The organism is Serratia sp. CY52157, assembly GCF_052168495.1.
GTDB classification, from domain to species: domain Bacteria; phylum Pseudomonadota; class Gammaproteobacteria; order Enterobacterales; family Enterobacteriaceae; genus Serratia; species Serratia ureilytica.
Genome location: NZ_JBJNMO010000007.1, coordinates 233,467 through 252,647 on the forward strand (window position 1 = coordinate 233,467; position 19,181 = coordinate 252,647).

Below are 19,181 nucleotides of genomic sequence, written 5' to 3' on the forward strand. Positions count from 1 at the left end.
CTCTAAGGGAAATTTGATGGCTTATTCATTGCAAAAGTCGACGGTAGCAAAAGTAGTGGGCATCTCTTTGGTGATGATGCTGGCGGCCTGCAGCAGCGATCAGCGCTACAAGCGCCAGGTCAGCGGCGACGAGGCTTACCTCGACGCGGCTCCGCTCAAGGCGCTGAACGCGCCGTCCGGCATGATCCTGCCGGTGCAGAGCGGCAACTATGACGTGCCCGCCACGACGCTGCAAGGCAACGTCGGCAAGCAACTGGACATTCGTCCGCCGGTGCAGCCGTTGGCGCTGCTGAGCGGTTCTCGCGCGCAATACGCCGGCGACAGCGGCACGCTGCTGCTGGAAAACAGCCCGCAGAACCAAAACCTGTGGTCGCGCGTCGTCAGCCTGCTGCAGGCGAAGAACATCGCGATCGCTTCCCGCCAGGACGCCGGTCAGACCCTGACCACCGACTGGGTGAAGTGGAACCGTCTGGACGAAGACAACCAGTACGAAGGCCGTTATCAGATCAGCGTGCAGCAACAAGGCTACCAGCAGGCGCTGGTGGTGAAAAGCGTTGGCCTGCAGCAGCAGGGCAAGACCGAACAGGTCACCGATCAGTCTGAGATCCAGCGTTACAACGGCATGATGATCAACACCCTGATCGAAGGTCTGGACAAGCAGGACAACCTGGCGAGCAGCCAGACCGCCAGCCGCTTCGGCGCGCTGGACGTGCAGAGCGGCGCCGATGATACCGGCCTGCCGATGTTGGTCGTGCGCGGCCCGTACACCGTGGTGTGGGATCGCCTGCCGCCGGCGCTCGAAAAACTGGGGATGAAAGTGGGTGACCGCAGCCGTCCGCAGGGCACCGTCGCCGTGACCTACAAGTCCCTGAGCAGCAGCGATTGGGATGCGTTGGGCGTCAAGGATCCTGAGCTGGCGGAAGGGGATTACAAGCTGCAGGTCGGCGATCTCAACAACCGCACCAGCCTGCAATTCATCGATCCGAAAGGCAAGCCGCTCACCCAGTCGAAAAACGACGCACTGGTGGCGGCATTCCAGTCTGCCTTCAGTAAAACCAGCGTTAAATAACCAAAAAGGGGCTTCGGCCCCTTTTTGTTTTATCTATACGGTATCGTTTGCGTCGCAGGTTTGGCACAATAGTGCCCGGCACGCCAAAGAATTCATTAGGTCAATTCTATACCCCTAATTCCGGGCCGCGCTCGGGAGACAACGGGGATACATCACTGGAGTAAGTAAGATGCAAAAGCTAGCTGAGCTGTATCGCGGAAAGGCAAAAACCGTTTACACCACCGAGAATCCCGATCTGTTGGTGTTGGAGTTCCGCAACGATACGTCAGCACTGGATGGTCAGCGCATTGAGCAGTTCGATCGCAAAGGCATGGTGAACAACAAGTTCAACCATTTCATCATGAGCAAACTGGAAGAAGCCGGCATCCCGACCCAGATGGAGCGTCTGCTGTCCGACAACGAAGTGCTGGTGAAGAAGCTGGACATGGTGCCGGTGGAATGCGTGATCCGCAACCGCGCCGCCGGTTCGCTGGTGAAGCGTCTGGGCATCGAAGAAGGTCTGGTGCTGAACCCGCCGCTGTTCGATCTGTTCCTGAAAAACGACGCCATGCACGATCCGATGGTCAACGAATCCTACTGCGAAACCTTCGGCTGGGTGAGCAAAGAGCATCTGGCGCGCATGCGTGAGCTGAGCTATCGCGCCAACGAAGTATTGACCAAGCTGTTCGACGACGCCGGCCTGATCCTGGTCGATTTCAAGCTGGAATTCGGCCTGTTCAACGGCGAAGTGGTGCTGGGCGATGAATTCTCGCCGGACGGCAGCCGTCTGTGGGACAAAAACACCCTGGACAAGATGGACAAAGACCGCTTCCGTCAAAGCCTGGGCGGCCTGATCGAAGCCTACGAAGAAGTGGCGCGTCGCATCGGCGTGAAGCTCGACTAAGCGTTGGCACCGCCATTCGGGGCGATCCGGCCGGATCGTCCCGCTGTTCTGCATTTTTCCAGAAAATTTCTACATTTCCTCCGCGGCAGACCATTTATAATGATGGATGCGAGATGACTAAAACCTATCCCACTCAGGCTTGAAGCTGCCTTTGCGCTTACCAACGCGCGGCATCTTCAACGAGCAGGGGAAATATCTGGAGTGTATTTATGCGTTGGCAAGGGCGTCGGGAAAGTGACAATGTTGAGGATCGTCGCGGGCAGTCTTCAGGTTTGGGCGGCGGTGGCGGCGGTTTCCGCGTGCCGGTGCGCGGCAAGGGTGGCATCGTCATTCTGGTGGTGGTGCTGGTGGCCGGCTATTACGGCATCGATCTGTCGCCGCTGTTGAACGGCGGTAATGTCGCTCCTCAGGGTCAACAACAGAGCGCCAGCATCAGTCCGAAAGACGATGAGCTGGCCAAATTCACTTCGGTGGTGCTGGCCTCGACCGAAGATAACTGGAAAGAGATTTTCCAGCGCATGGGCAAAACCTACCAACCGCCGAAGCTGGTGATGTATCGCGGCGTGACGCGCACCAGCTGCGGCACCGGTCAGGCGGCGATGGGGCCGTTCTACTGCCCGGGCGACAGAACGGTCTATATCGATCTGTCTTTCTATCAGGACATGAAGACCAAGCTGGGCGCCGGCGGTGATTTCGCTCAGGCCTATGTGGTGGCGCACGAAGTCGGCCACCATGTGCAGAACCTGCTGGGCATCGAGCCGAAGGTCCGCCAGATGCAGCAGGGCGCCAGCCAGGCGGAAGTGAACCGCCTGTCGGTGAAAATGGAGCTGCAGGCGGACTGCTTTGCCGGCGTATGGGGCAAATACGCCGAGAAGCAGCAGATGCTGGAAGAGGGCGACCTGCAGGCGGCGCTGAATGCCGCACAGGCGATTGGCGACGATCGGTTGCAGCAACAGAGCCAGGGCCGCGTCGTGCCGGACAGCTTTACCCACGGCACTTCGCAGCAGCGCTACACCTGGTTTAAACAGGGCTTCGACAGCGGCGATCCCAATACCTGCAACACCTTCGCATCCCGTTAACACCTCAAGTGCCGGAGCCTGACTCCGGCATTTTTTTCGAATTGAGATACAGCCTTATGCTACAGGCAGCGCAACAACTCATGCGGCGGCAGGGCATCCGGCGCCTGCTGGTGCTCAGCGGCGAACCCGAGTGGTGCCGCGAACAGGCGCAGCGGCTGGCGGCGACGTTGCCCGGCGACTGGCCTTGGGTCGGGGAGAATCCGCCGCCCGGTCAGGCGGCGTTGGCGAGCGGCGCGGTGCGTCAATTGCTGGGGCAGGAGCGGCTGCATGCAGTGTTCGATGCCGGTCATTCGCTGGACGTAGAGGCGTTGGCGGCGCTGAGCGGCGCCCTGCGCGCCGGCAGCTGGCTGCTGTTGTTGACGCCGCCCTGGCGGCAATGGGCTCAGTTGCCGGACGGCGACAGCCTGCGCTGGAGCGATTGCCCGCAGCCGATCACCACCCCGCATTTCATCCGCCATCTGCAGCAGCATCTGACCGACGACAGCGAAGTGACGATCTGGCGGCAGGATGAGCCCCTGACGCTGGCCGCGCTGACGGCGCGTGAAGGGTGGCAGCCGCCGGATGGCCGACCGACCGAGGAACAACAGGCGATCTTGACGGCGCTGCTGCAGGCCGAGTCCGGCGTGTGGGTGCTGACCGCCGCTCGCGGCCGCGGCAAATCGACGCTGGCGGGCATGCTGGTGGCGCAGTCGCCGCTGACCTGCTGGATCACCGGGCCGAGCCGCGCCGCCACGGCGGTGGCCGGGGAATGGGCGCAGGGGCGCGCGCAGTTTTGGGCGCCCGATGCCTTGCTGGCGCAGTGCCGGGAAGGCGACGTCAGCGCCGTGGGGTGGCTGCTGGTGGATGAGGCGGCGGCGATCCCCGCGCCGCTGTTGCAGCAGTTGATCGGCTATTTCCCGCGCGTGTTGCTGACCACCACGGTGCAGGGCTATGAAGGCACCGGCCGCGGTTTTCTGCTGAAGTTTTGCGCCGGGCTGCCGGCCTATCAGGCGCTGAGCCTGCAGCAGCCGATGCGTTGGGCGCAGGGGGATGCGCTGGAACGGATAACGGACAATGCGCTGTTGTTCAACGAGCTGCCCGCCTGGCCGGCGGATGGCCAGGCGATCGATTACAGCCAGGCGGAACAAGGCGAGCTGTGCGCCGATCCGCAGCGGCTGGCGCGTTTCTACGCCCTGCTGAGCAGCGCGCATTACCGCACCTCACCGCTGGATTTACGCCGGCTGATGGATGCGCCCGGCATGCATTTCGGGCTGGCGCAGGCCGATTTGGAGGTGGTCGGTGCCGTGTGGCTGGTGGAAGAAGGCGGATTGAGCGCCGAGTTGGCGCACGACGTGTGGGCCAGCCGCCGTCGGCCGCGCGGCAATCTGGTGGCGCAGTCGTTGGCGGCGCATGGCGGCCAATGGTGGGCGCCGACGCTGCGTTCACGGCGCATTACCCGCATTGCGACGCTGCCGGCATTGCGGCGGCGGGGTATCGCGCGCCAGTTGATCGAGCGGCAACGCCGCCAGGCGCAGGGGCTGGACTTTCTGTCGGTCAGCTTCGGCTATACCGAGCCGCTGTGGCGCTTTTGGCAATCCTGCGGTTTCGAGCTGGTGCGCATCGGCAGCAAGCCGGAGGCCAGCAGCGGCTGCTATACCGCGATGGCGATCTTGCCCCTGAGCGAGCAAGGAGAGGCGCTGCGGCACGCGGCACACAAGCATCTGGCACGCGACTGGCCCTGGCTGCGGCAGCGTATCGAGCTTACGCTGGCGATCCCGGGCGACGACGGCGATACGTCGCTCGGCGAAGAGGACTGGCGCGAGCTGGCCGGGTTCGCTTTTGCCCATCGGCCGCTGGAGGCCAGCCTGGGGGCGTTGCAGCGGTTGCTGTTGGCCAGCAGTCTGCCGCTGCCCGCACTGCGCGGCCATCTGCAGCGGCGGCACTCTCCCGCGGAGTGCGCAGAGCGGGCGGGCGTCAGCGGCCAGAAAGCCTTGCTGCGCCATTGGCGGCATGAAACGGCGCAGGCGCTGGAACAGCTGAATGCGCAGCACTGCCGCTACTGGCGCGACTGGGCGCAGTCATTGCAATAAATTGAAGAAGTTGCTCAATAAAACCCGATTTTCCCGATTTCTCAGCGGCGTATAGTGGCTGTCAGCGGTGCGGCGACGACAGTCGCTGCGTCAGGTTTGGTTACTATTAAGGAGTCATCGATGAAACATGAGCATTTCGTTGTCCAAAGCCCGGCGACCCCGGCGGCGCAGCTGATCTTGCTGTTTCACGGTGTCGGCGACAACCCGGTGGCGATGGGGGAGATCGGCAGTTACTTCGCCAAAGAGTTTCCCCAGGCGCAGGTGGTAAGCATCGGTGGCCCCGCAGCGTTTGGCAACGGCGTCGGCCGCCAGTGGTTTTCGGTTCAGGACGTGACCGAAGAGAACCGCGTGGCCCGCATCGCAGACGTAATGCCGCAGTTTGTGGCCGTGGTGCGCCATTGGCAGCAGCTGAGCGGCGTTGGCTATGCCGGCACTGCCCTGGTGGGGTTCTCGCAGGGAGCGATCATGGCGCTGGAGGCGTTGAAGGCGGAAACCCGCCTCGCCGGGCGAGTGGTCGCATTCAGCGGGCGTTTCGCCCAGTTGCCTGAGCAGGCGTTCGGCGACAGCGTGGTGCATTTGATCCACGGCGAAGAGGACGCGGTGATCGCGGTGCAGCACGCTCACGCGGCGGCGGAGGCGTTGCGGACCAACGGCGCCGATTTCACGCTGGACGTGGAACAGGACGTTGGGCATGCGATCAACCAGGGCATGATGAACGCCGCGCTGGAAAGGTTGCATTACTATGTGCCGCAGCGCTACTGGGACGAAGCCTTGTCCGGCAAGCGCGGCGAGCTGATCGCCTTCCGCTAAAAATTCAGGGCGCCGATGAGCGCCCTGATATCACTTCTTCTTCGGCCAGTCGTCTTCGTCATCCCACTGGGCGTTGTTGTCGCGGTGCGGCGGAATCTCCGGCTTGTTGGCCAGATAGCTTTTGACGTCAACGCGGCGTAGTTCCTTGATGCCGCTGACGACCATCCCCACCAGAACCAGCAGGATAATCCACCAGTAATCAGCTAACCATTGCATAGCTACTCCTTTCCTTTACTGCGTATAAAACGCGAAAAAATCGATGGCAGATGGCGTTCGAGCCATTCGGCACCGGCGACCTCCTTGTCTTGCCAGGCCGCCAGCAACAGCGCCGGCGTCAGCAAGTGTTCGGCTTCTTGCGCCAGCGGCCGGTAGCTCAGATGCCACGGCTCCACCGCCACGCCGCCGCAGTCTTCGGTGAAGGGGCGGTAGAAACCGAATTCGGCCATATGCGCCGTCAGCCACTGGTTAAGGGGCGCAAAGTAGCCGCCTTCCTCATATTCCCACGGTTCCAGCTGCAGCTTTTGCCCTTCCGGCAACAGCGACGGATCGTACACGTCCAGATCGCTGCCCCAGTGGTGGCGGCTGGCGCCCGGCAGAGCCGACCAGCGCAGGATCGCCTCACAGCGCTCGGCGGCGGACAGCGGCGCGATGTCGATCGGTTGACTGTCCTTATCTAATACTGGCCGCTGGCCGCAGAATTTGCCATTCCAGATGGCCAACTGCCGGTCAAAATCGCGGAAGGTGCTGGCGGGCTGGAGATCGAATCCCGCCGCACGCGCCGCCTGCTGCATCGCCAGGAACGCGTTGACGGCATCCGGCTGCAGCCGATGGTTGCCGCTCAGCGGCGCCAGGTGCTCGGTCGAGCGGCCGGTGAGCATTTCTGCGTTGATCATGCGATCAATTGCTCCATGATGCGTTGATACATGCGGCTCAGCAGCTGCAGATCCGCGGCGTTGACGCATTCGTTGACCTTGTGGATGGTGGCGTTGACCGGCCCCAGCTCCACCACCTGCGCGCCCATCTGCGCGATGAAGCGGCCGTCGGAGGTGCCGCCGGTGGTCAACAGCTGCGGCGTCAATTCAGAATAGTGCTCGACGGCGTTGACCACCGCATCCACCAACGCGCCGCGCGAGGTGAGGAACGGCTGGCCGGACAGACGCCACTCGATGCTGTAATTCAACTGATGGCGTTCCAGCAGCTCTTCCACGCGCTGCTTGATCATCGTGTCGGTCAGTTCGGTGCTGAAACGGAAGTTGAACTGTACGTAGAAATCGCCTGGGATCACGTTATTGCTGCCGGTGCCGGCCTGCACGTTGGCGATCTGCATGCTGGTCGGCGGGAAGAACTCGTTGCCGCGATCCCATTCGATCGCCACCAGTTCATTCAGCGCCGGCATGGCGCGGTGCACCGGATTGTCCGCCAGATGCGGATAGGCGACGTGCCCTTGTACGCCGTGGATATGCAGGTTGGCGGTGATCGAGCCGCGACGGCCATTTTTCACCACGTCGCCGACGCGCTCGGTGCTGGACGGCTCGCCGACCAGGCAGTAATCCAGCCGTTCGTTGCGCGCCATCAGCGCTTCAACCACTTTAACCGTGCCGTGAGTGGCGCTGGCCTCTTCATCCGAAGTGATCAGAAAAGCGAGGCGGCCCCGGTGATTCGGGTTGGCGGCGACAAAGCGTTCCGCCGCCACCACCATCGCGGCCAATGACCCTTTCATATCCGCCGCGCCGCGGCCGTACAGCATGCCGTCGCGGATCGCCGGTTCAAACGGCGGGTTGTCCCAGCGCTTTTCATCGCCGGTCGGCACTACGTCGGTGTGCCCGGCAAACGCCAGGGTTTGCCCTTCGCCGCGCCAGGCCCAGAAGTTTTGGGTGTCTTCGAAGTCCATTGCTTCGACGGTGAAACCGATCGCCTGCAGGCGATCGATCATCAGCTGCTGGCAGCCTTCATCATTTGGGCTGAGGGAAGGGCGTTTGATCAGTTGCTGAGCCAGTTCGATAACCGGGCAAGTCATACGGCGACCTCGGCGATAAATTGCTGGTAAGCGTCGGCGTTGAAACCGAGCAGGGCGCGCCCGTTGCCGGCGTCCAGCAACGGGCGTTTGATGATCGCCGGCTGCGCCAGCATCAGCGCGATGGCGGCGTCGGCGTTATTGCAGGCGTTGCGCTGCGCTTCATCCAGCTTGCGCCAGGTGGTGCCGCGGGTATTGAGCAGCGGCTCCCACCCCAGTTGCGCGACGAAACCGCGCAGCCGTTGTTCGTCCAGGCCGTCGGCGCGATAGTCGTGAAAATGATAGGCCACGCCCTGATCTTCCAGCCAGCGGCGGGCTTTTTTGATGGTGTCGCAGTTTTTGATGCCGTACATCGTCAGCGTTGTCTGTTGCGGTTTGTTTGCCATGGCGTAAAGCTACCTGTCTCGTCGAGTCGATACTGAGCGGCGTGGGCGATCTTTGGCCCGCTAGCCGCCCGGCGATAGCAGAGATAATGCCAGTAAAGCGGCGGCGAGATCCAGACAACGATGCGTGCGAGGTGCGATTGCGCGCCAGGGATAAGAGGTCGGCAACGTGGTTGAACGGCTGCCTTCGCCGAGCGTGCTGGTGAAAAGGCGCCGGCGAAAGCGTTCTGCCGCCAATGCAGAGCTGGCGGAGAGAGAGCTACTCTTTATTGATCCTTATGTTTAAACGATCGGTCAAACACCGTACGCGGGTAATATGCAAGAGCGGTTTTATCCGGCTGGCGCCGAGTTTTTTCATTATTCGCGACTTGTAATGATTGGCTGTTTTATTTCTGATATTCATGGCATTGCTGATGTCGGCCAGCGATTTTCCCGTCGACCATTCCGAGAGAAAATGCGATTCGCGCTGAGAGAGTTGCGGCGGCTCGGTATAGTGGCTGTAGCGCTTATATAAGTCGCCGATCAGGTGGCTGAAGCGGCTCAATGATATAAGGTTTGATAATATAATGGTCTTGCTGTCGACAATCACCATGTCATGCAGGCAGTCGGTGATAATGACTATTTTGTAGGTATTGGGGTTGGCATATTCATCGCGGTAGCGCGCTTCAAAATTGGCGATGGTGACATCGATAAAGCAGACCCTTTTGCGGCTAAAACCGGCCGGCGCGCGTTTCTCCGCCCAGGTTTGATTGATGAGCTGCCGGATGCCGATAGCGGTATAGGCACACGCGCTGAAAATATCAATTTTCATTTTATTATAATCCCTTAATTTCTATTTCCCGGTGAGGATTGATATCTTAAAACATAAAAAAAGAAACAATCTAAATAATTTCACATTGAACTTATTGGGCGCCGCAGGGAAAGAACGCTATCCTGCGGTGGACAATCAGGAAAGCCCCATATACTAGCATGATTTATAAAGAGTAAATTTGGTTTTTAATCGAGTTGCCCAGTGAAGAAAGAGGGATAGAATAGAAATCCTCTATTAATACTCCGGTTATTAAAAGGAATTAACATAGAAAGTGGCTATCAAAATAAAATATTCGATCGTTAATATCGATCGTTTCTGTAAGGGATGGGATGCTAATGAATTAATAATTAAGATATTTCTTGCTTTTTAGCGAGGGGCGTCGCTTATTTTTAACTCAGTTCAAAGAGTGTGCTGGGACAATCTCATGGCCCGCGCCAAATTAATGGCAAAGATAAATCTTAATCAAAAAAATGCGATGTTTTAAGCTGCGAGCGTTGTGCAAGTGGGGAGGATTTATACGGGGGAACGGCATGAAAGAATGCCGGATCGAAATTTCCGATAAGATCACGTCGGAAATAGCGTCTTGTCTTGTGGACGGATTGGATCGCGTTAACGATGAATATATCGGCTACGACAATCGTCGGCCGCGGTGAAAGATCGTGACAGCGGCAGCAATTCTGCGGGGCATTTGCCGCCGTATTTTTATCAGCCGAATGTTGTAATGCGCGATTAACGCACGTAGCCCCCCTGTTGCAAACGCCGCAGAGCATCCCCTTCTGCGAACACCATGCCGGTGGTCAAATCGTGAAAACCGTACTTTTTATAGAAAGCCAGTTTTTCCGGCACCGAATAGATGAAAATCTTGCCGAGCGGCGCCAGATCTTGCATTACCCGGTCCATCAACCGGCGCCCCAATCCCTGCCCCTGAAAGCGCGGATCGATCGCCACGTCGGCCAGGTAAGCGACCGAAGTCAAATCGCTGATGGCATGCGCGGTGGCGATCAGCTCATCGCCGATAAACCCCCAATAGCAAAACTGGCTGTGTTGATAAACGCGTTGCAGCGTATGCGGATCGCGTTCGCCCAGCCCGGCGGCCTGCAGCAATTCACACAGCCGCCGCCAGTCGATGGCGCGGCGGTTCATATCGGTGATGATTTCCATCGTTTTCCTCTAATCAATATGATTGAGATCGGCGGCATAGTGCTGAATGGCGCGCTGATAGCCGCGGATGTCGGGGTCTGACGAGGTTTCCGCCAGCAACAACAACAGATCGGCCACGGCCCGTTTACCTTCATCCAGATTGTACAGCGTCATGGCGCGAAACAGCCTCAGCTCGTTGGCCTGCGGGAATTCAGCCAGGCCATCGTCGAAAGCGCGCAGCGAAGCCGGGTATTTCCCCAGGGCGCGGTAAGTGCTGCCGAGGCCCAGCCAGGCTTCACGGCGCTGGGCGGGCGGCAAATCGCGATCCAACGCCGCGAGGTAGCAGGGAATCGCCTGTCGCTCCAAACCCTGAACGTCGTACAGGCAGGCCAGCTGAAAATGCAGCATCGCCGCTTCCGGCTCTGCCGCCAGTTGCCGCAACGCCAGCGCAGTGGCTTCCTGATAATGACCTTGCGCTTTCAACTGTGAGACAGACAAAGAGGTGGACATGATCGGCGCTCCATTGGCGTATTGTTATACCTTTTACACGCTATCGTGGAGAAATTGATATCACAAGGGAATAGCCGCACTGAACATTGATCAGATAAATACGAAAATGTGCGCTAACCCCGGTTTCCGGGCTCGGCATCGTTCCCGTTTCCCTTCACATGGTCAAAAAACAGGCGTAGAATCCGCTTCGTCAAATAATTGAGGTTGTAAAGTATTATGGTTGATCGTGAATTAGGAAACTGGAAAGACTTCATTGATGAGATGTTGGGCAACTGACACAGCGATGAAGCCGATGGCAAGGTTGAGTCATTGGAAAATTACTGAAACACCGTGGGAACGAGATATTCGTTCGAAAAAGCAGCATCGGTCATCCGACGCTGCTTTTTTTATGCGCCGCCGATCACTCTTCGCCGGGCGGTGTGGCGGCAGGATGCGCTTTACCGGGGAAGCGGCGGCGAACCAGCACGAAGAACAGCGGCACGAAGAAAATTGCCAGCAGGGTGGCGGAGATCATGCCGCCCATCACCCCGGTGCCGACCGCATGCTGGCTGCCGGAACCGGCGCCGCTGCTGGTGGCCATCGGCAGCACGCCGAAGATGAACGCCAGCGAGGTCATCAGGATCGGCCGCAGGCGCATGCGCGACGCGTCGAGCGTCGCCGACATCAGATCCTGCCCTTTCTGGTTCAGCTCATTGGCGAACTCGACGATCAGAATGGCGTTTTTCGCCGACAGCCCAATGATGGTCAGCAGGCCGACCTGGAAATAAACGTCGTTCTCCAGGCCGCGCAGCCAGGTGGCGGCGACCGCGCCGATCACCCCCAGCGGCACCACCAACATCACCGAGAACGGAATTGACCAGCTCTCGTACAACGCCGCCAGACACAGGAACACCACCAGCAGCGAGATGGCGTACAGCGCCGGCGCCTGCGAGCCGGACAGCCGTTCCTGATAGGACATCGCCGTCCATTCCAGACCGAAGCCGGTCGGCAGCTGGCTGACCAGTTTCTCCATTTCCGCCATGGCGGTGCCGGTGCTGACGCCGTTGGCCGCTTCGCCGACAATCTCCAGCGCCGAGCTGCCGTTATAGCGTTCCAGCCGTGGCGAACCATACTCCCAGTGCGAGCTGGCGAAGGCCGAGAACGGCACCATGCCGCCCGTGCTGTTGCGCACATACCATTTGTTGATGTCATCCGGCAGCATGCGGAACGGCGCCGCAGCCTGCACGTAGACTTTTTTCACCCGGCCGCGATCGACGAAGTCATTGACGTAGGTCGAGCCCCAGGCGGTAGAGAGCGTGCTGTTGATGTCGTCGATCGACACGCCCAGCGCCTGAGCCTTGCGTTGATCGATATCGATTTGCAACTGCGGGCTGTCGTCCAGGCCGTTGTGGCGCACGCGCGACAGCAGCGGATTTTGCCCGGCGAGCTGCAGCAATTGATCGCGCGCCGCCATCAGCTTGGCGTGGCCGAGGCCGGCGTGGTCTTCCAACTCCATATCGAAGCCGGAGGAGTTGCCGAGGCCGGTGATCGCCGGCGGACTGCTGGCGATCACCCGGGCTTCGTTAATCTTGCTGAATGCCTGAGTCGCGCGATCGATGATGTCGAATGAGCTGTTGGCGCCCGAGGCGCGCAGGTCCCAGTCTTTCAGCCGGACAAACAGGCGCGCCACGTTTTGGCCGTTGCCCCCCGGCCCGGAGCCGATGATGGCGAACACCGACAACACGTCCTGTTTCTCTTCGGTGAGGAAGTATTGCTCGACCTTCTCCACCACTTTGGACGTTTGCTGCAGGGTCGATCCCGCCGGCAGCTGCACCTGTACGGTGAAGATGCCGCGGTCTTCCTGCGGCAGGAACGAGGTCGGCAGCTTGATGAACAGCAGCGCCATGCCGCCGAGCAGCAGCAGATAAATCACCATATAGCGGCCGCTGGCGTGCAGGATGCGCCCCACGCCGCGCTCATAGCGATCGGCATTGCGGTTGAACATGCGGTTGAACCAGCCGAAGAAGCCGCGCTTGCCGTGATGATGCCCCTTGGCGATCGGTTTAAGCAGCGTCGCGCACAGGGCCGGGGTCAGGATCATCGCCACCAGCACCGACAGCACCATGGCGGAGACGATGGTGATGGAGAACTGGCGATAGATGGCCCCGGTGGTGCCGCCGAAGAACGCCATCGGCACGAACACCGCCGACAGCACAAGAGCGATGCCGACCAGCGCGCTCTGGATCTGCCCCATGGATTTGCGCGTGGCCTCTCGCGGCGGCAAGCCTTCCTCGCTCATCACGCGCTCGACGTTCTCCACCACCACGATAGCGTCGTCCACCAGCAGGCCGATCGCCAGCACCATGGCGAACATGGTGAGGGTGTTGATGCTGAAGCCGCAGGCGGAGAGGATGGCGAAAGTGCCCATCAGCACCACCGGCACGGCGATGGTGGGGATCAGGGTAGCGCGGAAGTTCTGCAGGAACAGGTACATGACCAGGAACACCAGCAGGATGGCCTCCAGCAGCGTTTTCACCACGTCCTTGATCGAGGCTTTGACGAACGGGGTGGTTTCATAGGCCACTTTGGCTTCCAGCCCGTGCGGGAAGTATTGCGACAGCTCGGCGATTTTGTCCTTCACCAACTGGTCGGTCTGCAGTTCGTTGGCGCCGGAAGCCAGCTTGATGTTCATGCCGGCGGCCTGCATGCCGTTGTAGCGGCTGAGGTAGTTGTAGTTCTCGCCGCCCAACTCAACGGTGGCGACGTTGCCCAGCGTCACCAGCGAACCGTCCTGATTGACCCGCAGGGTGATCTGGCGGAACTGCTCCGGCGTCTGGAGCTGCGACTGGGCGTTGATGGTGGCGTTCAGCGCCTGTTTATCGACCGACGGCGTGCCGCCCAACTGGCCGACCGCCACCTGGGCGTTCTGCGACTGAATGGCTTTGACCACGTCCTGGGTCGTGAGCTGATAGCTGTTGAGTTTGTTAGGATCGAGCCAGATGCGCATGGCGTACTGCGAGCCGTAGACGTCCATGCTGCCGACGCCGTTGATGCGGCTGAGCGGATCCTGCAGGTTGGAGACGATGTAATCGGCGATGTCCTGCTTGTCCATGCTGTTGTCGGTGGAGACGAACGCCACCATCATCAGCGTGGTATCGCCGGATTTCGAGACCGTGACCCCCTGATTCTGCACCGCCTGCGGCAGACGTTTGATCGCCGCCTGCAGCTGGTTTTGCACCTGCTGCATCGCTTCGTTGGGGTCGGTGCCGGCTTCGAACGTCAGCGTGACGGTCGCCTGGCCGGTATTGGTGCTCTGCGACGACATATACATCATGTTGTCGAGGCCGGTCATATTCTGTTCAATGATCTGCGTGACGGTGTTTTCCAGCGTTTGCGCCGAAGCGCCTGGATAAGTTGCGCTGATGCGCACGTTCGGCGGCGCCAAATTCGGGTATTGTTCTACCGGTAAAGAAAAAATCGCCAACGCGCCGGTCAGGCAAAGAATTATTGCCAGCACCCAGGCGAAAATCGGGCGATCAATAAAAAAATTGGCCATGCAGCGCGAACCTCGTTATGACTTGTTCTATCTTTAAAACGCATCAGAATTATGCATTTCAGCGGCAGGGAGGGATCCCGGCGCTATTGCACTGTACTCGGGAAAGCCGAGGAAAGCGTGGAGAAAAAAAGGAGATAGTGTAAATAACGGTAGCGTAAAACGGCGTTGGCGCTTGTTTGCCGACAACGAGACGCGATTAAGACATTTTTATGACTGTCGAAGGCCTTGCGCGCCTTTTTGCGCGCACGGAACCGGAAATAAACAGGACTCACCTTACAGCAGGAGCTTGGCATGGGAATTAACCCGGTATTTGCCCGTCGGCTTTATTTGTGCTGGCTGATCAGCCACAGTGAGCGGCCCAATGTGCCGCGGTTGATGGCGCTGACCGGTTGGCCGCGCCGCACGTTGCAGGATGTGCTGAAGGCGCTGCCCGGCATGGGCGTCGAGCTGCAGTTCGTACAGCAGGGCGTGCGCAACAACGACGGTTTCTATCAGCTGGAAAGCTGGGGGCCGTTCAACAAGAGCTGGGTGCACCAGCACCATCAGGCGCTGCTCAGCGCCATCGAGTAAGCTGCCCCGGCGCAGCGGCCGGGGCTGACGTTCATTGGCTTTTATGCTCCAGGTACATCACCGTCGCCGCCACGCGAGAACGCACGTCCAATTTGCGCAGTATGTTGCGGATGTGCACCTTCACGGTTTCTTCAGAGATATGCAGCTGCGCCGCTACCTGTTTGTTGGACAGGCCGCGCGCCACCTCTTGCAAGACATCCAGCTCACGTTCGGTCAAGGCGGCAAAGGGATCGCGCTGCTCGCTGCGCGCCAGCAAATAGTCGGCCATGGCGTCGCTGATCACGTTCTGCCCCTCGGCGGCGGCGCCGATGTGCTCCAGCAGCAGTTCCGGCTCGCTGTCTTTCAGCAGGTAGCCGTCGGCGCCGGCGTCTATCAGCGCATACAGATCGCTGCGCGCGTCGGAGACCGTCAGCACGATGATGCGCGCGTCCACGCCTTCGTCGCGCAGGGCCCGCAGCGTGTCCAGCCCGGACATGCCCTTCATGTTCAGATCCAACAAGATCACGTCCGGGGCGTGCTGCAGCGCCAGCGCAACCGCCTCGCTGCCGTTGCCGGCCTCCGCCACCACGCTAAATCGCGCATCCAGTCCCAGCAGTTGTTTGATGCCGCGCCGCATCAACGGATGATCGTCAACGATCATGACTCGGTATTGCTTCATCACCATGAAATATGCTCCCTGTAGCAAGTAAAGCCACTCAAACGCGCCCTGCGGCGTGCTTCACAGTGGGACTGTCTCTTCAAAAATAGCGGCAATCAGCGCCGTAAACCTCCCCGGACGGCCTTCCGCCCGGCGGCAACCGTAACGCAGAATGAACAGCCGCAAGGTCAGGGCGAGAATGTCAGGCAAACCGCCGTGCCGCCGCCGCTTCTGCGCTGAATGTGCAGCGTTCCTCCCAATCGCGCCGCGCGTTCGCTCATGATGGTCAAACCATAATGCCCTTCCGGTTCCTCCAGACTGGCGATGCCGCAACCGTCGTCGGTAATGCTGAAAACGTTGTCGCCTGCGGCGTTGACCTCGCAACACACCGTAATCTCGTCTGCCCCGGCGTGCTTGACGGCATTGAGCACCGCCTCGCGCACGATCTGCAGCGCGTGCACCTGCTGCTGGGCGTTGAGCGCTTGCGAAGACAGCCGACAGTGTAACTGAATCCGCGCGGGGGTTAGCGCTTTTAATGGCTGCAACAGCTGCTCCAGCGCGGCGTTCAGATCCGCCTCCTGAATGTTGAGACGGAAGGTGGCCAGCAGCTCTCTCAACTGGCGATAGGCATCGGCCAGCGTGCGATCGAAATCGTCGATAATGGTCTGCGCCGCCGGATCGGCGGCGCTGCGCCGCAGCAGCGTCAGCTGGATGCGCAGGAACGACAGCGTCTGCGCCAGCGAATCGTGCAGCTCGCGGGCGATGGTCGCACGCTCTTCCATCAACAGCAGATATTGGTGCTGCTTTTGCGCCCGGTTGAAGTAAACGCCGCGGCCCAACATATTGGCCAGGCTCTGCATCAGGTGAGGATGCGGCGGGTGCGCCTCGGGCTGCCAGCGCAACTCGCCCAGCGGCTTGTCGCCCTGGGTGATCGGCAGCGCGTTCCAGGCCTGCGTCGGCGCCGCTTCCCCTTCGCTCAGCCGCCACTGGCCCTGGCCGTCCGCTACGTTCAGCTGGATGCAGCGCAGCCGTTCGCTTTGGCGCACGATGCGCAGCACATTTTCGAACGCCTGCTGATCGAGCTGGCGCACGCTCAGCGCCTGCGAGCAGCGATACAGCACCTCAAGCGTTTCATTGGCCTGCTGCAGACGTTGGGTTTTTTCCTGTACCTTCAGCTCCAGCGACTGATAGAGCCGGGCCAGTTCGTCCGACATGGCGCTGAAGGTTTGCGACAGCACGCCGAGCTCGTTCGGCAACGTCACGTCCAACTGCGGGTGGCGAAAATCCCCTTGTTGCACGCGCTGGCTGGCGTCGACCAGATGCTGCAGCGGGGTGACCACCTGGCGGCGCATGAAACGAATGCAAAACAGCACCAGACCGATGATGGCGGCGTAACCCAGCACGCTGACGGCGGCCACCAGGGTCAGTTTCAGTTCGGAATAGCGCTGCAGGGCGGACACGAAATGGTCAACGCGATTGACATGGCCGGCGACCTCCGCCCGATAGGCGATCGCCTGCCCGTTGCGGATCTGCCGCTCCATCGTTTGCCACGCCTGTTGCAGCGCCAGGTAATGGTTGCGCACCTCGGCCGGTACGTAGAAGCGCGCCAGTTTTTGCAGCGCCGGCGCCTGCAATGACTGCCGGTATTGCTGCAGGTGCAGCTCCAGCTCTGGGCTCTGCTGGTCGAGATCGAAGGCCAACCGGTAGCTTTGCATGCGCAGCGAACCGGCGATATTGATCGCTTCGGCATCGCTCTGGCTGCCGGCGACGGTGGTCAACGCCAACCCGGTGGCGAGCACCGACAGTATCACGATGCCGAACAGCGCTTTGGCCAGGCTGCCGGTCACGGAACGTTTAACAAGCAATCAAGGATCCTTCTCTCAGGTAGGGCGCGTCGCCAGTTTCATTCGAAAGCAAAACTATAACTTTTGCAACTAAAATGCACCGCGATTTGTATCAAGTTGTCAACAAAACGGGAACAATTGTGGTTGTGTAATCAAATGAATAGCGAAACGCCCGTCGATTTTCAGCGGCGGGCCGGTTTCCTCTGACGATTTGTCTTTGGGGGGCGAATCGCACTGGGTTTTATGCAATCTCATGCGCCTGAGCGCGACTTATTTTTCATTATTTTAAGCAATGTTAAGTCCCGGCTTGTCCGGCGGGGCGCGGTGTGATTTTTGTTGCAAATCGTCTGCCGCGGCGCGGCCTAATCGCGGTATGATCTTCACGTTGTCACGCAAGGGAAAAGGGTTATGTCGTCGAAAATTGAGAATGTGAAGAAAGAGCTGCTGTCGGACAACTGGTATGTGCTGCACAAGTACACGTTCGATCTGAAACGCAAAAACGGCGGTTCGGTGCAACAGGTGCGCGAGGTCTACGATCGCGGCAACGGCGCCACCATTTTGCTGTATAACCGCGCCAAGGGCACGGTGGTGCTGACCAACCAGTTCCGCATGCCGACCTATGTCAACGGCAACGAGAGCGGCATGCTGCTCGAGGCCTGCGCCGGCTTGCTGGACGCCGACTCTCCGGAGCAGTGCGCGCGCCGCGAAGCGGTGGAGGAGACCGGTTTTCAGGTCAGCGAGGTGAAGAAAATCTTCGAAGCCTACATGTCGCCGGGCGGCGTGACCGAGATCGTGCACTTCTTTATCGCCGAATACCAGGACGATGAGCGGCGCGCGGCCGGCGGCGGCATTGAAGATGAAGATATTGAGGTGATCGAACTGCCGTTTCGCGACGCGGTGGCGATGATCGCCGATGGCCGGATCAAAGACGGCAAGACCATCATGCTGCTGCAGTATTTGCAGATTCATCGGGTGATGGAATAAAAAAAGCCGGTCATGATGACCAAGGCGGCTCGGTTAAGCCTGGGTGGCATTTTTTATCCAGCCTCTGGGCGTTCTGTGCAGGGGAATTGCCGTAAATGTCCCGCATTTCTCTGTGGCCAATATGAACGGCAATTGGAGGGGCCGATGGCGCGGCCCCTCCACCCGCGCCTTTGCTTAACACCGTCTGTCCGCTATGCGGATACCCTCGCCGCGTCTGCGTTGTCGGGCGGGTCGGCTGCGACAAACGTCCCTGTTAGTCTCGCCTCAACCGGCCTTCCCTGGCCGGTTGCCCCTGACAACGCCGTCTTGCTCGGCAGCCGGTGATGCGCGCCCAAGGTCAACACCTGAGCTGGCTGCTATCGGGAAATCTTTCGCTTATGAGGTTGTGGTAGAGAAGTTGGAGATGAGCGCGGTGTTGGGCGCCCTTGAAGACGCCGAACGCAGGCATAGCGCATTAGGAGAAACCGCCATGGACGGCGGTTTCAGGTGAGACAGGCAGGGACGCCTGTCGCAACCGGCCTCAATGCGCTATGGCGGAGGGAGGGGAGTTGGCAAAGCCAACCGTCTGACAGGGCAAAGGCGCGGGTTGCCAGGGGCCGCGCCTTCGGCCCCTGGCTCGGTCGAGGTGCATGAGCCACATGGGGCATCTCACTTTTATCGACCGAAAATGTCACGAACGCCTGCATAAAAACGCTAACTGACCAGCATTAGGCGCCAGTGCCCCTTTTTATCGGCTTGCGCCCGGCGGCTTACTTCAGCAGCGCCTGCGCCTTGGCCACCACGTTGTCCACGGTGAAGCCGAACTCGGCGAACAGCTGCTCCGCCGGCGCCGACTCACCGAAG

General features: G+C 60.0%; 18 protein-coding genes and 1 pseudogene. 8 read left to right on the top strand and 11 right to left on the bottom strand.

All coding sequences use genetic code 11. The annotated features are described in order from the left end of the window. The first annotated feature begins 16 nt into the window (after positions 1-16). The 5 genes from bamC to ypfH all read left to right on the top strand — a co-directional run bounded on the left by bamC (position 17) and on the right by ypfH (position 5,910). Positions 17-1,069, top strand: coding sequence for an outer membrane protein assembly factor BamC (bamC, locus tag ACJ8IP_RS21090; protein WP_033644004.1), 1,053 nt, complete (start codon positions 17-19; stop codon positions 1,067-1,069). Positions 1,070-1,238: 169 nt separating this feature from the next. Beyond that, on the top strand, positions 1,239-1,952 hold the full coding sequence (gene purC / locus ACJ8IP_RS21095; RefSeq protein WP_033644003.1) for a phosphoribosylaminoimidazolesuccinocarboxamide synthase: 714 nt from the start codon (positions 1,239-1,241) through the stop codon (positions 1,950-1,952). 209 nt (positions 1,953-2,161) lie between these two features. Next, entirely contained in the window at positions 2,162-3,031 is an 870-nt protein-coding gene (gene ypfJ, locus ACJ8IP_RS21100; RefSeq protein WP_033644002.1) for a KPN_02809 family neutral zinc metallopeptidase, read from the top strand. A 56-nt stretch (positions 3,032-3,087) separates the two neighbouring features. Next, complete coding sequence (locus tag ACJ8IP_RS21105; protein WP_442524511.1) at positions 3,088-5,100, top strand: tRNA(Met) cytidine acetyltransferase TmcA; 2,013 nt, start codon at positions 3,088-3,090, stop codon at positions 5,098-5,100. Positions 5,101-5,220: 120 nt separating this feature from the next. After that, positions 5,221-5,910, top strand: coding sequence for an esterase (gene ypfH / locus ACJ8IP_RS21110; protein ID WP_099785460.1), 690 nt, complete (start codon positions 5,221-5,223; stop codon positions 5,908-5,910). A gap of 30 nt (positions 5,911-5,940) precedes the next feature. On the opposite strand, the gene ACJ8IP_RS21115 is transcribed toward ypfH, so the two are convergent. The 7 genes from ACJ8IP_RS21115 to ACJ8IP_RS21145 all read right to left on the bottom strand — a co-directional run bounded on the left by ACJ8IP_RS21115 (position 5,941) and on the right by ACJ8IP_RS21145 (position 10,768). Further along, complete coding sequence (locus tag ACJ8IP_RS21115; RefSeq protein ID WP_004941720.1) at positions 5,941-6,126, bottom strand: YpfN family protein; 186 nt, start codon at positions 6,124-6,126, stop codon at positions 5,941-5,943. Between the two features lie 2 nt (positions 6,127-6,128). Further along, on the bottom strand, positions 6,129-6,803 hold the full coding sequence (locus tag ACJ8IP_RS21120) for a M15 family metallopeptidase (RefSeq protein ID WP_442524512.1): 675 nt from the start codon (positions 6,801-6,803) through the stop codon (positions 6,129-6,131). Then, complete coding sequence (dapE, locus tag ACJ8IP_RS21125; protein WP_442524513.1) at positions 6,800-7,927, bottom strand: succinyl-diaminopimelate desuccinylase; 1,128 nt, start codon at positions 7,925-7,927, stop codon at positions 6,800-6,802. The genes ACJ8IP_RS21120 and dapE overlap by 4 nt, the downstream gene beginning before the upstream one ends. After that, positions 7,924-8,310 carry an ArsC family reductase gene (locus ACJ8IP_RS21130; protein WP_228206518.1) on the bottom strand — a complete coding sequence of 129 codons (387 nt, stop codon included), beginning with the start codon at positions 8,308-8,310 and terminating at the stop codon, positions 7,924-7,926. Before ACJ8IP_RS21130 ends, dapE begins: the two co-directional genes overlap by 4 nt. A 256-nt stretch (positions 8,311-8,566) precedes the next feature. Continuing rightward, positions 8,567-9,118 carry a LuxR C-terminal-related transcriptional regulator gene (locus ACJ8IP_RS21135; RefSeq protein ID WP_033651523.1) on the bottom strand — a complete coding sequence of 184 codons (552 nt, stop codon included), beginning with the start codon at positions 9,116-9,118 and terminating at the stop codon, positions 8,567-8,569. A gap of 729 nt (positions 9,119-9,847) precedes the next feature. Further along, entirely contained in the window at positions 9,848-10,279 is a 432-nt protein-coding gene (locus ACJ8IP_RS21140) for a GNAT family N-acetyltransferase (RefSeq protein WP_147839004.1), read from the bottom strand. 9 nt (positions 10,280-10,288) lie between these two features. Then, positions 10,289-10,768: a tetratricopeptide repeat protein gene (locus ACJ8IP_RS21145; RefSeq protein WP_197756167.1), complete on the bottom strand. Its 480-nt coding sequence runs from the start codon at positions 10,766-10,768 to the stop codon at positions 10,289-10,291. A gap of 216 nt (positions 10,769-10,984) precedes the next feature. Between ACJ8IP_RS21145 and ypfM the strand changes: the two genes are divergently transcribed. Next, positions 10,985-11,044 carry a protein YpfM gene (gene ypfM / locus ACJ8IP_RS21150; protein ID WP_100396732.1) on the top strand — a complete coding sequence of 20 codons (60 nt, stop codon included), beginning with the start codon at positions 10,985-10,987 and terminating at the stop codon, positions 11,042-11,044. 124 nt (positions 11,045-11,168) lie between these two features. Here ypfM and acrD read toward each other — a convergent pair whose 3' ends face one another. Further along, the gene (gene acrD, locus ACJ8IP_RS21155; protein ID WP_442524514.1) at positions 11,169-14,303 is read right to left on the bottom strand and encodes a multidrug efflux RND transporter permease AcrD; all 3,135 of its coding nucleotides are present in this window, start codon (positions 14,301-14,303) and stop codon (positions 11,169-11,171) included. Between the two features lie 291 nt (positions 14,304-14,594). Between acrD and ACJ8IP_RS21160 the strand changes: the two genes are divergently transcribed. Then, complete coding sequence (locus ACJ8IP_RS21160; RefSeq protein ID WP_004941750.1) at positions 14,595-14,873, top strand: winged helix-turn-helix domain-containing protein; 279 nt, start codon at positions 14,595-14,597, stop codon at positions 14,871-14,873. 31 nt (positions 14,874-14,904) lie between these two features. Here the strand turns inward: ACJ8IP_RS21160 and ACJ8IP_RS21165 are convergent, their stop codons facing one another. Then, complete coding sequence (locus ACJ8IP_RS21165; RefSeq protein WP_033643992.1) at positions 14,905-15,537, bottom strand: response regulator; 633 nt, start codon at positions 15,535-15,537, stop codon at positions 14,905-14,907. A gap of 161 nt (positions 15,538-15,698) precedes the next feature. Next, positions 15,699-17,375, bottom strand: coding sequence for a nitrate/nitrite two-component system sensor histidine kinase NarQ (narQ, locus tag ACJ8IP_RS21170; RefSeq protein WP_046897421.1), 1,677 nt, complete (start codon positions 17,373-17,375; stop codon positions 15,699-15,701). Between the two features lie 387 nt (positions 17,376-17,762). Here narQ and nudK point away from each other — a divergent pair, with 387 nt between their 5' ends. Further along, a complete protein-coding gene (gene nudK / locus ACJ8IP_RS21175) occupies positions 17,763-18,338 on the top strand; it encodes a GDP-mannose pyrophosphatase NudK (protein ID WP_060660385.1) in 576 nt (191 codons plus the stop codon). A 749-nt stretch (positions 18,339-19,087) separates the two neighbouring features. Here the strand turns inward: nudK and ACJ8IP_RS21180 are convergent. Continuing rightward, positions 19,088-19,181, bottom strand: a pseudogene (locus ACJ8IP_RS21180) (transketolase-like TK C-terminal-containing protein); the annotation flags it as partial.

Bases quoted from the DNA above. Each gene is read 5' to 3' on its own strand.
- ACJ8IP_RS21140 (WP_147839004.1), bottom strand. From the start codon at position 10,279: ATGGAAATCATCACCGATATGAACCGCCGCGCCATCGACTGGCGGCGG.
- ACJ8IP_RS21130 (WP_228206518.1), bottom strand. From the start codon at position 8,310: ATGGCAAACAAACCGCAACAGACAACGCTGACGATGTACGGCATCAAA.
- ACJ8IP_RS21120 (WP_442524512.1), bottom strand. From the start codon at position 6,803: ATGATCAACGCAGAAATGCTCACCGGCCGCTCGACCGAGCACCTGGCG.
- ypfJ (WP_033644002.1), top strand. From the start codon at position 2,162: ATGCGTTGGCAAGGGCGTCGGGAAAGTGACAATGTTGAGGATCGTCGC.
- ypfH (WP_099785460.1), top strand. From the start codon at position 5,221: ATGAAACATGAGCATTTCGTTGTCCAAAGCCCGGCGACCCCGGCGGCG.
- ACJ8IP_RS21135 (WP_033651523.1), bottom strand. From the start codon at position 9,118: ATGAAAATTGATATTTTCAGCGCGTGTGCCTATACCGCTATCGGCATC.
- ACJ8IP_RS21145 (WP_197756167.1), bottom strand. From the start codon at position 10,768: ATGTCCACCTCTTTGTCTGTCTCACAGTTGAAAGCGCAAGGTCATTAT.
- ACJ8IP_RS21165 (WP_033643992.1), bottom strand. From the start codon at position 15,537: ATGGTGATGAAGCAATACCGAGTCATGATCGTTGACGATCATCCGTTG.
- ACJ8IP_RS21105 (WP_442524511.1), top strand. From the start codon at position 3,088: ATGCTACAGGCAGCGCAACAACTCATGCGGCGGCAGGGCATCCGGCGC.
- dapE (WP_442524513.1), bottom strand. From the start codon at position 7,927: ATGACTTGCCCGGTTATCGAACTGGCTCAGCAACTGATCAAACGCCCT.
- nudK (WP_060660385.1), top strand. From the start codon at position 17,763: ATGTCGTCGAAAATTGAGAATGTGAAGAAAGAGCTGCTGTCGGACAAC.
- bamC (WP_033644004.1), top strand. From the start codon at position 17: ATGGCTTATTCATTGCAAAAGTCGACGGTAGCAAAAGTAGTGGGCATC.
- ACJ8IP_RS21115 (WP_004941720.1), bottom strand. From the start codon at position 6,126: ATGCAATGGTTAGCTGATTACTGGTGGATTATCCTGCTGGTTCTGGTG.
- purC (WP_033644003.1), top strand. From the start codon at position 1,239: ATGCAAAAGCTAGCTGAGCTGTATCGCGGAAAGGCAAAAACCGTTTAC.
- acrD (WP_442524514.1), bottom strand. From the start codon at position 14,303: ATGGCCAATTTTTTTATTGATCGCCCGATTTTCGCCTGGGTGCTGGCA.
- ACJ8IP_RS21160 (WP_004941750.1), top strand. From the start codon at position 14,595: ATGGGAATTAACCCGGTATTTGCCCGTCGGCTTTATTTGTGCTGGCTG.